Below are 14,666 nucleotides of genomic sequence, written 5' to 3'. Positions count from 1 at the left end.
CAATTTGTAGGTCCATAAAAATTAACCTAAAATACGAAATAATTGCATGAATACACAACCAGTTACATTACATCAAAAATCAGACATTTTAACCGAATTGTTAGCGAAAGCAGGACTTACTAATCAGCAGCAAAAGTATTTACAATATTTTATCAATCGCTATAGCGATCGCACCAAAACATCAAAACATCTTTCCCAATCTTATCGCCCAGTTCTCTCTGATGATAAAAACTTAGGAGAGTTCAATTTACTCTTCAAGGAAATGTATTACCCCATTGTTGCTAATCGCTCTCTGGGTTCCAAAATCTGGGATGTAGATGGAAATGAATACGTAGATTTAATGATGGGGTTGGGAATAAATCTCTTTGGTCATAACCCCCCCTTTATTAAAGAAGCCTTAATCGCCCAACTTGATAAAGGAATTCAAATTGGCCCTCAATCAGAAATTGTTGGCGAGGTAGCTGAGTTAATTTCTCAACTTACAGGAATGGAGCGGGTTTGTTTTAGTAATACTGGTACTGAAGCAGTAATGACCGCTATCCGCATTGCTAGAGCCGTTACAGAACGTCAGAAAGTTGTCATATTTTCAGGTTCTTATCATGGTCATTTTGATGGCACTTTAGTTAAAAAAAATAAGGCAGAAGATAATCAATATGCTATACCCTTAGCACCTGGAGTATTACAAAACTTTGTCAATGATGTTTTAGTTTTAGATTATGGCAATCCTCAATCATTAGAAGTTATTAAAGCACATAAGCAAGAATTAGCAGCAGTTTTAGTAGTTCCTGTACAAACTGCTAGACCGGCTTTACAACCAAGAGAATTTCTTCAGGAATTGAGGAAAATAACACAAGAATCTGGAATTACCTTAATCTTTGATGAAATGGTAACAGGGTTTCGGATTCATCCTGGTGGCGCCCAAGCTTATTTTGATGTACAAGCAGACATAGCCACCTATGGAAAAATTGTTGGCGGTGGGATACCAATTGGGGTGATTGCTGGTAAAAATATTTATATGGATGCAATTGATGGAGGTATGTGGAATTATGGCGATGCTTCTTATCCTCTGGTAAAAAAGACGTTTTTTGCAGGTACTTTTTGTAAGCATCCGTTAGCGCTGGCTGCTGCAAAAGCTGTACTAATATATATGCAAAATTCGGGGTCTTCTCTCCAACAGAATTTGAATGAACGGACAACGCAATTTGTTACAGCTTTGAATAATTATTTTGCAGCTGATGGAATACCGCTACAGATGGCGAATTTTGGCTCACTATTTGGTTCTGCATCTTTAGAGCTTTCTGAGGGAAATTCTGCTGCTTCTGTAGCAATGAGCTTGTTAAAATATCATCTTCTCGACAGAGGAGTCCACCTATTAGGTGTAAGCGGTTATTTATCAACAGCCCATACAGATGAAGATATTAACTACATTATTCAAGTCGTTAAAGATAGCGTCAGTAATCTGCGGGAAGGTGGCTTTATATAATTTTAAGCTGGGATATTGTAATTTTAGAGTTATCAATACTTGAACTAACAGTTTTGGTGGTATTTAAAATATGGCAACTATTGCATTCTGTATTTTCAATTATCAAGGTGAATTAAATAGTATTAAGAGGTATTTTATTTATAGAATGCTGGTTTAATATAGATTTTCAGGTTTTAAGAGAACATAAATAATCAATTACCAGGCAATAAAAATGTATCAGAACGAAACAGAAGACATGACAATTTACAAAGTTGTCGTAAATCACGAAGAACAATATTCAATCTGGCTTGCTAACCGAGAAAACCCCCTGGGCTGGAGAGACGCAGGCAAAACTGGTCTTAAGCAAGAATGCCTTGAATATATTAAGGAAGTATGGACAGATATGAGACCTTTAAGCCTCAAGAAGAAAATGGAAGAATCTGCTCATCAGACTTAGGCGTTGTTTGAAGCGGCTATAAGTTATTACCTCTTTTTTAGCCTATCTAGAGAAATTGGCAGTCTAAATTATTGGGGATTATTCAACAATCCCCATTCATTAACTCTAATGTTTATTAGCAAAATACAGTTGTTTGGTTTTATAGGTTTAAAGTCGAATGGCAATAAACACTATATCTTGAGAGTTTTACCATTTTTACTCGCCCTCATGTTTGTTTTGGTAGTAGGAAACCAAAGCTTTAGTTCTTCGCCAAAAACAACTGAAATACTTTGGGATACTTATGGTGTGCCGCATATTTATGGCAAGGATAACCAAAGTGCCTTTCAAGCTTTTGGTTGGGCACAGATGCAGAGTCATGGCAACCTGCTTTTGCATCTCTACGGTCAAGCACGGGGACGTGCTGCCGAATATTGGGGAGAAAAGTATTTAGAATCAGATCGTTGGGTACAAACTATGGGAGTACCAGAACGATCGCATTCTTGGTACTTAGCACAAAATCCCAAGTTCCGGCGTTATCTTGATGCTTTTGCCACTGGAATTAATACTTATGCTGAGAAACATCAGGATTTGATTGCTGATGAAGTTGAAATTGTGCTACCAGTTAAAGGCGAAGACGTGCTGGCTCACCTGATGCGGGTAATGAATTTTACTTTTATTGTCAATCCAGAAGAAGCCGCAGGTGTCACAAAAAATCAGTCACAAGCAGGGTCTAATGGTTGGGCGATCGCACCATCACATTCTGAAAATGGTCATGCTATGCTGCTGGCTAATCCCCACCTGCCTTGGTCAGATTTATTTCTGTGGTATGAAGCACAAATTACTGCACCGGGAATTGATGCTTACGGAGCTACACTGGTGGGAATTCCCGTTTTAGCGATCGCCTTTAATGATAATTTGGGTTGGACTCATACAGTAAATACCCTTGATGGCTGGGATGCCTACGAACTAAAACTAGCTGATGGTGGTTATCGCTTCGATGGTCAAGTCCGAGCTTTTAAGACCAAAACCCTGTCTTTGAAAGTGAAACAAAAAGACGGTACGCTACGCTCAAAAAAACTTGTAGTGGAAAGTTCTATCCACGGGCCAGTCAGCTCACGGAAAGATGGTAAAACTGTGGCACTGCGCGTAGTGGGTCTTGACCAACCAGGTGTACTACAACAGTGGTGGGATATGGCACGTTCCCAAAACCTCACCCAGTTTCAAGCTGTACTGCAACGATTACAACTGCCGATGTTCACAGTGATGTATGCAGACAGGGAAGGGCATATTATGCACCTGTTTAATGGTCAAGTGCCAATTCGTCAACAAGGCGATTTTGAATACTGGCAAGGTTTAATTCCTGGCGACACATCTAAAACCTTATGGACAAAAACTCATCCATATCAGGATCTACCGCGCGTAATTGATCCCAAAAGCGGCTGGTTACAAAATACAAATGACCCACCTTGGACAACAACCTTTCCCCAGGTTCTCAACCCAGATAATTATCCCCCTTATATGGCACCGCGCGGGCCAATGGAATTGCGATCGCAACGTTCGGTGCGGATGCTAGCAGAGGATGACAAAATCTCTTTTGCTGAAATGGTTTCCGATAAACATTCAACACGTCTGGAACTGGCAGATCGGCTTTTGGATGACTTAATTCCAGCCGCCCGAAAGTACGGAGGCGAATTAGCTCATCGAACTGCTGATGTACTATCAGCTTGGGATCGACAAACCAATGCAGATAGCCGAGGTGCAGTACTATTCGCAGCTTGGGTGGATGCGATAGACTTCGATAGTGTATTTAGCAAACCCTGGAGTGAAGACGCTCCACGGACTACACCTGATGGCTTGGCTAATCCTCAAAGTGCAGTCACAACACTCTTAACTGTTGCAGCTAAAGTGGAAAAAACTTATGGAAGCCTAGATGTAGCCTGGGGAGATGTTTTTCGGCTACAGTCTGGTGATGTCGATTTGCCTGCAAATGGTGGTGATGGCGGACTTGGTATTTTCCGCGTCCTCAACTTTGTTCCACTGTCAGACGGGCGCTTCAAATCTGTTTCTGGTGATTCTTATGTTGCGGCGATTGAATTTTCTCAACCTGTAAAAGCGATGGCGCTTACCAGTTACGGTAATGCAACTCAACCAGGTTCACCCCATGTTAGCGACCAGTTGAAATTTTTAGCCCGCAAGCAGTTGCGACAAGTTTGGCGATCGCACCAGGATATTCTATCCCATTTAGCTGAACGCAAGATATTCTAAAATCCAATCTGGTTCAGTTAGTGTTGACACTCTCAGCACTAAAAGTGACTGAGATTCTTGAAAAGTAATGAGTAATGAGTAATAAGTAATGAGTAGATGAAAAACTTATTACTCATTATTACTCATTACTTGTTACTTATTACTCATTACTTATTACTTATTACTCATTACTTAGTCATTGTGGCCAATATCAAATTCTGATATTATCGTCTCCCTGCTGATTAATAACTAATCGCAAAATTGACAACCCTAAAATTATCAAAAATAGCACTAGTCCAATTGTGCAAGCATAGCTAATTTCCAAATTGTTGAAGGCTTGCTCATATAGATAATAAACAATCGTTTTCGAGCTATTGAGTGGTCCTCCTTGAGTCATAATGTATACTTCTTCAAACACTTTGGTCGCAGAAATAGCCGAAATCACCGCCACTAATGCTAAATATGGTTTCATCAAAGGTATGGTGATATCCCAGTGTTTGTTAATACCATCCGAGCCATCAATGGCTGCGGCTTCGTACACATCAGAGGGAATTGATTGCAACCCCGCTAAATAAATCACCATATAGTAGCCTAGTCCCTTCCACACGGTGACAGCCATCACGCTGGCTAGAGAAATTGGTACAATACCAAGAATTTTTGTTGGACTAGTTAGCCAAGGGATACCTTCTGGAAAAATACCTAAAACTTTTAGCAACTGATTCAGTAATCCGTTTTCTGCATACAGCCATTTCCAAGCTATTCCCGCAACCACCATTGAAATTACTACTGGGGTATAGTATGCTGCTCTAAACCAATTCATCCCCCGTAGTTTCTGATTTACCAAAATTGCCAGTACTAAAGGAGCAATTACTAAAATTGGGACTACACCCACAAGATATAGAAAAGTGTTTTCTAAGGTTTTCCAAAAAACTGCATCTTTCCAAAGCTTGAGGAAGTTGGCGAAACCTATCCATTGCGGCGGTTGAGCAATATCTTCGTAGCTGGTAAAGCTGAGGTAAAACGCTTGCAATGCAGGCCAAAAGACAGTTAACCCCAAAAGAACTAAGGCAGGTAGCAAAAATAAATAAGGGGTTAGTCTTTGTTGGATGAACATCAAATTTTTAGGTGTAAATTGATTCATAGGAAGTTTAATAGTTGTTTTGGCTTTGTCAGAACAAGGATAGGACTTACGCAAAATATCTCTCAAACTCTGATTTCTCTGTGTCCTCTGTGCCTCTGCGGTTCGTTATTCCATAACTCTTGCGTAAGTCCTAAAGAATTTGGAAATGTGAGTAGATTTAAGCTTCAATATTTTAAGGGCATATATTTGCTTTGCGATCGCTAATTTATAACTCGGAGATCAACTGCGATGGAAACTCAGCACAACGCGCCAATTGAACATCAAAATGTCCCCATAAACCACCGTGGACTACATGAATTTTTGTACAGTTCTGAGGATGAACACGCCGCCATTGAGGTGAGTATAACTCCTGAACTGCCAAACAATAGCGCTGAAATCATTGACCTTGAAGCTTGGTGTGCGGCTGCTGAGAATGCAAAAATTGCAGGTGTTTACGCAGTATTGGACGTAGAACGCCTCACCCAGTACATTGGCTATTCTCGAAATGTGTTGCTTTCGCTAAACAGTCATGTCACCCAAAATGGTGAGCAAAAGTGTACTTTTGTGCGTGTGCAAGCATTCAAGTTCCCCAAGCGTCAAGAAATGGAGGATTTGCGAGATGCGTGGATAGCAGAACTCCAAAGTACGCCACCTGGTAACGCAACCGATTGCGAAATGTGGGCTAGCACAGTAGGCGAAGCTACTAAGGCAGTAATGTCAGAAGCCCAACTTCAAGCCTACGAGGAGAAAAAGCTAAAACTGCGGAAAGCAATGGCTGACACAACCCTTTCTAAAGAGTCAGAAACAGCAGATGCGAGTATAGCCGAACGTCAGCGTCTACTTGAAGCGGCTGTGAAAAACGATGACTGGAGTATAATTATTGACGCACAGACACAGGAAACTAAGTCTTAGGATAAGTGTTGAGTTTTCGCGTTATTTCCCAACTTGGATACTCCATCTCTTTACAGGATGGGGTATCCAAGAGTTTTTTATGATGAAAACTTTAGCAGACTAGAATCTTAAACAGCAGAAATAGCACAAACTTGTAATCCCACAGGCGTCTGAATAATCACTGATTCTACACCGAAAACTTGAACGATCGCACTTGGTGTCAGAACTTGTTCAGGTGTACCAACTTCCCAAATACGACCCTGTTTTAATAGTGCAATGCGAGAACTATACCGAGCTGCTAAATTCAGTTCGTGTAAAACTGTGACAATAGTTAATTCCTGTTGCTGATTCAGTTCTTTAAGCAGTTCTAATAGTTGCAATTGATAGTTGATATCTAAAAAAGTTGTCGGTTCATCTAATAGTAAAACTTTTGGTTCTTGCGCCAATGCTAAAGCTAAAAAAGCCCGTTGTCTTTCACCACCTGAGAGTTGTTCTACTAAGCGATCACTTAATTTTTCTAGTTGCGTTTTTTTAATTGCAGCTTCCACTTTGATCCAATCTTGGGCTTTTAATTCCCATTGCCACCAAGATTGATGTGGCGTGCGTCCTAAACTTACTAATTGTCGCACCGTTAAGCCAACGGGAACCGTTTGTTGTTGCGGTAATAATGCCAATTTCTGTGCAACTAGATTTGGCGGTTGAGAGTGAATTGCTTTGCCATCAAGTAGCACTGTTCCCTGTTGGGGCGATAAAATACGACTCAGCAATTTGAGTAAAGTAGATTTACCTGAGCCATTAGCACCAACTAAACTCAACCATTCTCCTGTTTGCAGCGTGAGGTTAATGTCTTGGACAATTGGCACTAAGGCATAACCGCCTGTGAGATTTTGTAGTTCTAATGGCATTTCCAAAATTCCCAAATGAGAAACTTCATCTTACAAGATTTGGGTGGATTATTTAACACTCTTTAGGACTTACGCATTGACAAAGTACTAGTGTAACTCGTACATCTGCTTATGTTTAACTAAAAGCTCTTGATATTTATCATTTGTCTTTGCTAATATCCACTTGGCTTTAAATATTGCTGCTGATTCTGCTTTTACTGGGTCTACTTCATCAGGAAGAATCTCTTTTTTGGAATCGGAAGTTTCCGAATTGTGTTTATATTTTCTACCACTTTTATGATTAGCATAACGTCGAGAGCGAGTATAACCCATTTGGATAAACTTTCGTGCCATATCTGCGCCAACAAAATCATCTTGTTCTAGGTAAACAAGGAACATATAGTAGATTTTTTCACTTGACTCTTTAGCAATATCAGGAGTTTTGAACCGCCAATAGGGAAGAATTTCTGATTTGTATGGTTCAACCAAAAGTACACCCTGCTCACCCTTACCAACCCGATAGAGTTCAGGATGTTGGCGAAAATCAATATTTTTAAAATCTAAAGAATAATCAAATGGCATGATAGATTTTTATTAGGAATAATAAACTTTAAGAAAAAAGTTCAACTTCTATCTTAGTAAAAAAAGTTGGTTCTACTATGCTATCTAGCACCCAATCTGTGAACAGTGTCCTTGCACCAGGAAATCTGCGTAAAGTGCATCATATCGCCCTCAACGTCCAGGATATGCAAGCTTCCCGCTACTTTTATGGCACAATCTTAGGTTTGCATGAACTTACAGGCGAGGAAGTACCCACAACCCTGCTGGAACTTGTCGCATCCGGGAAAGTAGCCAACTTCATCACCCCAGATGGGACGATATTGGATTTATTTGGGTCACCCGATTTAACACCACCAAATCCAGACCCAGAAAAGACTTTCACCAGAGCCTACCATCTAGCCTTTGACATAGATCCGCAGTTATTCGATCGCGCGGTGACAGTGATCAGAGAAAATAAAATAGCGATCGCTCATGGCCCAGTCACTCGTCCTACTGGTAGAGGTGTGTATTTTTACGATCCAGATGGCTTTATGATTGAAATTCGTTGCGATCCAGATGTTCATTAAATAATTATTTGTCAGCAAAAAACGGGAAGTACTTCTATGACAGCACTGACATTAAACCTTAATTCTATTCTTAAAATGTTTGAAAATGCTTGGATAAAACACACGATAGGGTAGAATGTCACTTAACTGAAACTGGATTTAGATCCCCGACTTATTTAAGAAGTCGGGGATCTAGGCAACAACAAAGGACAATAGTTAATCTACTATGAGCGTTAAACTCATGCAAATATTTAAAGTCATCGAAGAGACAATTACAAAACCGCCAATTCCACACGAAGCATACAAGCAATCATTGAAAGCTTGGGCGATGTATTGTTTACGAGACAAAGGTTTTAAAGTCGTTTATGCCCAAAATGCCGACTTTGCCATTGAAACTAAAGGCGCAGAGAAGCTGTATTTTAAAGTTTCAAATAGCGCCGATGATTTAGATAATTCTATTAATTGGATTGTTTGGGATAGTGCAACTAAAAATGCCAGTCTCATTATTCAAAAATAGACTGATGCCAAAATAAATAGCTAGGCCTAAATAAATTCAAGTTTGTAGTCAGGACTAAAGTCCTGATAATCCTTGCTTTGAGTGATTCATCACTCACTACGAACTAGGATTTTATAAACCTCTCGGTAAGCGTAAAACTGAGTGTCTTTAGACCTGAGATATAAGCGACTCGTGCGGCTTTAGTCGCCTGCGTTTTTCTTGATTAATTTATAATCTTATGAGACCATAGATATGGTAAAAAAAATACAAACTATGGTCAAAATTAAGCCCTTAATGGGAGTTCAACAAGTCCTATTATCCCCTGATAAAGATACTAAAGCGATATTGGAGTATCTTTGTCAACAATCAGGGAAACTCTATAATTCCGGGGTCTATTTTGCTAGACAAACACTCTTCAAAACTGGTAAGTTACTCACTGGTAAATTCGACCTAATATATGAGTCAACTGTTAGCAAGACCAGATTAGCAAGCTCACTACCTTCGGTAGTTGCTCAACAAACACTAATGTCAGTGAGTGAGGCTTTTAGATCCTTCAAAGAATTAAAAAACTATTTTTTGAAAGGTGAGTTGCTTTTTAAACCTAAGCCTCCTAGTTATCTCGAAGGATCTAAACTTTTTAAAGTTGCGTTTCCCAACACTGGCGCGGGTAAGCCAACTCTTGAAAATAATCAAATTAGATTTCCTTTAGGTTTGACAGTAAAAAGATGGTTTGGGATATCTGAATTCTTTCTCCAGATGCCAATTAACTTAGATTTCTCAAAGGTCAAAGAGTTTACTATTTTATGCAAAAATCGGGCTTTTTACCTGGAATTATCTTATTTGGTTGAGCAAAAAATTGCTGATTTCACTTTTAGTGAAGCCCTATCGATTGACTTGGGAACTGCTGATAATTTAGCAGCCTGTGTAGACACTTTAGGAAATTCGTTTTTAATTGACTCAAGAAAACTAAAAGCTGACAATCAACTCTGGAATAAAAGAGTATCTACTAAAAAAGAAGGTAAATCAAGTGACTACTGGGACAGTTGGTTAGATCGAGTTACCAGAAAACGAAACCATCAAATGAGAGATGGGATCAACAAAAGTGCAAAGTTGATTATTGACCACTGCCTCAAAAATCAAAAAGGAGGAATTCGCTGCTTGAGTGATAGGTTGACCATGATTTTCTGCTCTGCCAAAGAGTCTTACTTCATTATCCCTTGGTGCATATTTTTCTACACATCTACCACCCAAAAGGTTACTCTCCTGACAGCAACAAAAGTTTTTCCGCTTCCCTCTCCTCGTAGGAGCTATGGTGTACACACAAGTCTTCTAACATTACTCCACAAGCTTATGATCCCCCCAACCCCCCTTAAAAAAGGGGGCAAAAACCTCTCAAAGTCCCCCTTTTTAAGGGGAGCCACTGCGGTCTTGGGGTCTCCCCAAGTAGAGCAAGTGGCATGGATTTAGGGGGATCTCTAACGATTTTGATTTGGAACAGAGATGTGTATACACGGTAGCCTCGTAGGAGAGGGTTAGGGAGAGGTAGGGAAGGGGTGGGGATTAGGTATGTATTGAACTCAACTAAGAACTGCTAATAACTTTCCGCCTTTGCTTTTTTATCCGAAATCATTTTCAGATTTACTTGTTAGGCTGAGGAGTTAGCCGCAGATAGGGTTTAACTTCCTTGTAACCTTTGGGAAATTTCTCTTTGAGTACTTCTGGATCTTTGAGTGAGGGGACAATTACGACATCCTCTCCATCTTTCCAGTCAGCTGGTGTGGCCACGCTATAATTATCAGTCAATTGCAGAGAATCAATCACCCGTAAAAGTTCATCAAAGTTGCGTCCCGTGCTGGGAGGGTAGGTGAAAGTCAGACGGAGTTTCTTCTTGGGGTCAATCACAAAAACCGATCGCACTGTCACAGCCGCATTAGCATTGGGGTGGATCATGTCGTAAAGGTTAGAAACCTTGCGATCGCCATCTGCCAAAATTGGGTAGTTAAGGGTGGTGCTTTGAGTTTCTTCAATGTCTCCCACCCAGCCTTTGTGAGATTCTACATCATCAACGCTGAGTGCGATCGCTTTGACATTGCGCTTGTCAAATTCTGGTTTGAGCTTGGCAACTGTGCCGAGTTCTGTTGTGCAAACAGGTGTAAAATCAGCAGGGTGAGAGAACAGCACAATCCAGCTGTCACCTGCCCATTCGTAAAAATCGATGTCGCCGTGTGTTGAGGCTTGCGTAAAGTTGGGTACTGTGTCACCTAGACGGAGAGCCATGTGAGATTCCCTGTAGTTAGAAAAGCATATATATTCTAGTATGCAATCATGACACAAAACCCCTATTCCCCAATCGGGCTTTAGCGGTTAGAAACAAAATGTTAGGTTGTCAGCACTCTCGGATATTAGGGATCGAGGTGGTAAAAATTAATAAAAGGTAATGGGACTCTTTATCGCGCGGATGAATTCGTCAGAATTTTCTGGTAGGCTTGAATTGTTTGCTTTGCGATCGCATCCCAGCTAAAATTTTCTAATGCATATCTTTGGGCGTTTAATCCCCGTCTTTGGCGTTCTGCGGGATTTTGCAAAGCTTCTTGCAGTAACTCTACCAGCACTTGCACATCTGTTGCGCCCACCCAACCCGACTCACTATCACGTATCTGTTGACAAATATGCACTTGGTCAGAAATGACTACGGGTACACCTGCTACCATCGCTTCAGCTACAGCAATCCCAAAATTTTCGTAGTAGGAAGGCAAGACAAATAAATCAGCAGCTTGTAGTAAACTAACTTTGAGTTCACCAGTGACAAAGCCAGTAATTGTAGTGTGCGATCGCAGTGGTGAATTTTGAATTTGAGATCCGATCTTTTGTTCGTAATCTGGATCTTGGGGATTAGTCCCAGCTAAGACAAAACGAAACTTATAACCAACCGCTAACAGCTTCTCTAGCGCCGGAATCAACAAATTTAACCCTTTTTTCGGGTCAATTCTTGACATAAACAGCACCAACGGTACATCCTCTGGTATTTCCAACTGACTACATATATTTTTAAGACGAGATTGAGGGGGAATCACACCCAAGGGAATTACCAAATCTGGCGTAGATACTCCAAAGCGTTCTGATATTTTAGCTTCTTGATCGGTGGTAAAATGAATAGCCGCCGCACCAGCTAAATTTTCACGTTCTATCATTGCGACATAAAGCTGTTTTAATTGCTTTTTCTTCCGTAAATCAGCCGGATCGAGAGTACCCAAAGGACGGAAAATATAAGGTAACTTTTGCTGACGACACACAATAGCAGCAGCACTAATTATTGGTGAGAATAGAGCATGAATATGTGCTATATCAAACTCGTGAGCATGAAGTTTTAGCCAATTTAATAAATCTAGGGAAAATTTGTAGCGACGAAAGGGGGCGCAACGAAAGTAAATTATTTCATAGCCATCTTGTTTAATTGGGCGATTTAAAGGAACATCCAGAGGTGTTTGGCCATTATCACCATTACTGTCAGTTGTGAGAATTGTCACTTCCACTCCCTCTTTTACCAACGCGGGAGCTAATCCTAGTACCATTTGACTGGGGCCGCCGTAAATCAGAGAAATTGAGGGGACAATTTGTAATATTTTCATTTTTTTGTCATTAATCAAGGGCTTTTAACCCACTCAGGTGGGTTTTGTCTGTGTAGCCGTGACTTCTAAGCGCCATTTTCAAACATCCTCTTAATGACTATTAACCAATTCTCGATAAAACTCTAATTGCTGTTTAGCTAAAGCTTTATTTGTGTATTTAATCATTGCTTTTTGATGACCCATTTCACCGAGAGTGTGAGCATAATAGGGTTTATCTATTAATTGAACTAAGCAATTAGCAAGAGCTTGAACATCACCTTCGGGAAATATTAAACCAGCATCACCAATTACATAGGGAATTTCACCAGAATCAGAACCAATTACAGGCACTTGGCAAGCCATCGCCTCAATTAGCACATGACCAAATTGTTCTTTCCAACCAACAGAAGTTAAGGTTTTAAACTTGTCAGTTGTTTCTGAAGGCAGTACTAAAGTACTCATTAAATTGATATAGTTTGCAACCTCGTCATGAGGGACACTTTCTACCAAAATTAACCGTTCTTTAATATTGTTTTCTGCCGCTATTTTGATTAATTCGCTTTGTAATTCTCCTCTACCCAGTAATAGTAATTTCCAAGGTTTATTTTTCAAAGTGATTAATGCTTGCAAAAGTGTTAGCAACCCCTTTTCTTGCACAAAACGCCCCACGAAACCTACAACGAAATCTCCTTTTTTAATGCCCAACTTAGCTGCTAGTTCTGGTTGAGCTTTGGGAGTAAATAGACTTTCATCTACACCCAGTTGTGGCATGACTTTAATTGCCCCTTGATATCCTTGTTGTCGCAAAACTTCTGCTCCATCCTGATTGCCAGAAATAATGCCGTGGCTATGGTTGAGGTTATATTTTTCTAATAAAGAAACTGGTAGTTTCAGACTATATGGGAGGTTCCACCAGGTAAAAAACAAATTTTTTGCCTTCAGTCCTAAGAGTTTATTCAAGGCAATCATTTGAGTATAAGCTAATGCTCTAGAGCCTTGTTCTACCTGGATGATTTGGGGACGAAATTGTTTTAACAAAGATATTAAATCAGCACCAAAGGTAAGAAGTCCTTGATGATTTTGACTGAAATTAGAAACTGGAACTATTCTAAATGTGCCTTCATCGCGGTATTCCGTTTCAATAATTTTGTTTTGTACACCACCTGGTTTCCAACGCTTTGGAACTACAACCGTCACTTCAACTCCCGGTTCCAGTTGAGATAAAGCGCGTAATTTTTCACAGTTGAGGTCTACGATATAAGTGTGACTAGCAACTAAAATTTTCATTTTTCATTTATTCTTTGTTATTCACTAATGACTAATGACCAATGACAAATGCCTAAACTTGTTCATCCAATCGACTGTAAATTTGCCCATCATTCCATATTGATTGGATAACAGTACCCAAGGCTTTGAAAAAACCCAAAGTGTAGAAAATAGCGCGAGTAGCAATTTTGATGGGGGAACCGCTTTTGTGACAAGGTGGGCGTCCCAGTACGTGACAGTCAAATAAACGGGCGTATAGGCGTAAAGCTTGAGTCGCAGTGAGGTTTTTCAGCCCCAGTAAGAAATGATTGTGGTAAAAGGTGACTTGATATTTTAGCGATCGCATACTAATATCATGACAACCCCCGGTTTCTTCCCCTAAATGCACCAAATGGGCTTCGGGGTCGTACCAAATTTTATACCCTGTCTGTCGCACCCGCAAACAAAAATCTGACTCTTCGCGCACTGCACTACCGCGAAACCTCTCATCAAACCTCAGCCCGTACTTAGTAAAAATTTCGCTACGAAAAGACATATTGCAACCCCTTGTTGTCAACACTTGCTGGGGTTTGGTGGTATGTACTAAATCAATATGATACCAAGCAATTCCTGGGTCCATAGCTTCGGGAGGCAGATATTCAATCTCTAAATCTCCTCCAGAATCACCTAATTTCATTCTGTCAAATACCCGTCCAGCCACAGCCCCCACTTCTGGATTTTGCAAATAGTTTTTCACATGGGCTGCTAACAATCCAGGGGTTAGCTGAACATCATCATCAATGAATAATATTATTTCACCAGATGAGCGGCGAACAGCATAATTCCGCGCCCCTGGCAAACTCGCCCAATCTAAGCGCAACCATTTAATTTTACCTGCATCCGCCATTTCCTCTAGGTAAGCTTGAATTTCTGGTTGGTGTTTTGCGGTTTGGTCTACAACTAAAACTTCAAAATTTGGATAGTCCTGTTTTAGAACATCCACAATACTATCTCGTAGCGCTTCCTCCCGCCCGTAAGTCGGGATTACTACAGTAATTAATGGCCAATTATTCATGATTTTTATTAAGTAATTTTACTACTTCTATAATAGCCTTGTAAAAATTAATTTTCATCCAATTCAGTAAGCTGCCATTGCTTTAATTTACATTTTTTG

General features: G+C 40.2%; 14 protein-coding genes. 7 read left to right on the top strand and 7 right to left on the bottom strand.

The genetic code is table 11. From position 1 onward, the window contains the following. Nucleotides 1–46 precede the first annotated feature (46 nt). From V7K50_RS23730 to V7K50_RS23720, 3 genes are all read left to right on the top strand, one after another. Nucleotides 47–1,483, top strand: coding sequence for an aspartate aminotransferase family protein (locus V7K50_RS23730; protein ID WP_334964331.1), 1,437 nt, complete (start codon nucleotides 47–49; stop codon nucleotides 1,481–1,483). A gap of 211 nt (nucleotides 1,484–1,694) precedes the next feature. Then, a complete protein-coding gene (locus V7K50_RS23725; protein WP_334964329.1) occupies nucleotides 1,695–1,919 on the top strand; it encodes an MbtH family protein in 225 nt (74 codons plus the stop codon). Nucleotides 1,920–2,126: 207 nt separating this feature from the next. Beyond that, nucleotides 2,127–4,163 (top strand): acylase, encoded by a 2,037-nt coding sequence (locus V7K50_RS23720; protein ID WP_334964618.1) that lies wholly within the window; start codon nucleotides 2,127–2,129, stop codon nucleotides 4,161–4,163. A gap of 190 nt (nucleotides 4,164–4,353) precedes the next feature. Here the strand turns inward: V7K50_RS23720 and V7K50_RS23715 are convergent, their stop codons facing one another. Further along, on the bottom strand, nucleotides 4,354–5,283 hold the full coding sequence (locus V7K50_RS23715) for a carbohydrate ABC transporter permease (RefSeq protein ID WP_334964327.1): 930 nt from the start codon (nucleotides 5,281–5,283) through the stop codon (nucleotides 4,354–4,356). A 228-nt stretch (nucleotides 5,284–5,511) separates the two neighbouring features. Between V7K50_RS23715 and V7K50_RS23710 the strand changes: the two genes are divergently transcribed. Further along, nucleotides 5,512–6,174, top strand: a complete 663-nt coding sequence (locus V7K50_RS23710; RefSeq protein WP_334964325.1) for a GIY-YIG nuclease family protein — start codon at nucleotides 5,512–5,514, stop codon at nucleotides 6,172–6,174. A gap of 107 nt (nucleotides 6,175–6,281) precedes the next feature. On the opposite strand, the gene V7K50_RS23705 is transcribed toward V7K50_RS23710, so the two are convergent. Both V7K50_RS23705 and V7K50_RS23700 read right to left on the bottom strand, forming a co-directional pair. Then, nucleotides 6,282–7,058, bottom strand: coding sequence for an ABC transporter ATP-binding protein (locus V7K50_RS23705; RefSeq protein WP_334964323.1), 777 nt, complete (start codon nucleotides 7,056–7,058; stop codon nucleotides 6,282–6,284). An 87-nt stretch (nucleotides 7,059–7,145) separates the two neighbouring features. Further along, nucleotides 7,146–7,619: a DUF4385 domain-containing protein gene (locus V7K50_RS23700; protein WP_334964321.1), complete on the bottom strand. Its 474-nt coding sequence runs from the start codon at nucleotides 7,617–7,619 to the stop codon at nucleotides 7,146–7,148. Between the two features lie 77 nt (nucleotides 7,620–7,696). On the opposite strand from V7K50_RS23700, the gene V7K50_RS23695 reads away from it, so the two are divergent. From V7K50_RS23695 to V7K50_RS23685, 3 genes are all read left to right on the top strand, one after another. Beyond that, the gene (locus tag V7K50_RS23695; protein WP_334964319.1) at nucleotides 7,697–8,164 is read left to right on the top strand and encodes a VOC family protein; all 468 of its coding nucleotides are present in this window, start codon (nucleotides 7,697–7,699) and stop codon (nucleotides 8,162–8,164) included. A 220-nt stretch (nucleotides 8,165–8,384) separates the two neighbouring features. After that, nucleotides 8,385–8,660, top strand: coding sequence for a hypothetical protein (locus V7K50_RS23690; protein ID WP_334964317.1), 276 nt, complete (start codon nucleotides 8,385–8,387; stop codon nucleotides 8,658–8,660). A gap of 231 nt (nucleotides 8,661–8,891) precedes the next feature. Continuing rightward, nucleotides 8,892–10,106 (top strand): RNA-guided endonuclease InsQ/TnpB family protein, encoded by a 1,215-nt coding sequence (locus V7K50_RS23685; RefSeq protein ID WP_334964315.1) that lies wholly within the window; start codon nucleotides 8,892–8,894, stop codon nucleotides 10,104–10,106. Nucleotides 10,107–10,277: 171 nt separating this feature from the next. Here V7K50_RS23685 and V7K50_RS23680 read toward each other — a convergent pair whose 3' ends face one another. From V7K50_RS23680 to hpsN, 4 genes are all read right to left on the bottom strand, one after another. Next, nucleotides 10,278–10,916, bottom strand: a complete 639-nt coding sequence (locus V7K50_RS23680; protein ID WP_334964313.1) for a peroxiredoxin — start codon at nucleotides 10,914–10,916, stop codon at nucleotides 10,278–10,280. Nucleotides 10,917–11,086: 170 nt separating this feature from the next. Beyond that, nucleotides 11,087–12,268: a hormogonium polysaccharide biosynthesis glycosyltransferase HpsP gene (hpsP, locus tag V7K50_RS23675; protein WP_334964311.1), complete on the bottom strand. Its 1,182-nt coding sequence runs from the start codon at nucleotides 12,266–12,268 to the stop codon at nucleotides 11,087–11,089. 90 nt (nucleotides 12,269–12,358) lie between these two features. Then, nucleotides 12,359–13,534 (bottom strand): hormogonium polysaccharide biosynthesis glycosyltransferase HpsO, encoded by a 1,176-nt coding sequence (gene hpsO / locus V7K50_RS23670; RefSeq protein WP_334964309.1) that lies wholly within the window; start codon nucleotides 13,532–13,534, stop codon nucleotides 12,359–12,361. Nucleotides 13,535–13,586: 52 nt separating this feature from the next. Continuing rightward, the gene (hpsN, locus tag V7K50_RS23665; protein ID WP_334964307.1) at nucleotides 13,587–14,567 is read right to left on the bottom strand and encodes a hormogonium polysaccharide biosynthesis glycosyltransferase HpsN; all 981 of its coding nucleotides are present in this window, start codon (nucleotides 14,565–14,567) and stop codon (nucleotides 13,587–13,589) included. Nucleotides 14,568–14,666 lie beyond the last annotated feature (99 nt).

This window comes from Nostoc sp. (assembly GCF_036917135.1).
In the GTDB taxonomy this organism is placed as follows: Bacteria; Cyanobacteriota; Cyanobacteriia; order Cyanobacteriales; family Nostocaceae; genus Nostoc.
The sequence above is the reverse complement of the archived record's forward strand: the minus strand, read 5'-3'. Positions and strand labels throughout refer to the sequence as shown.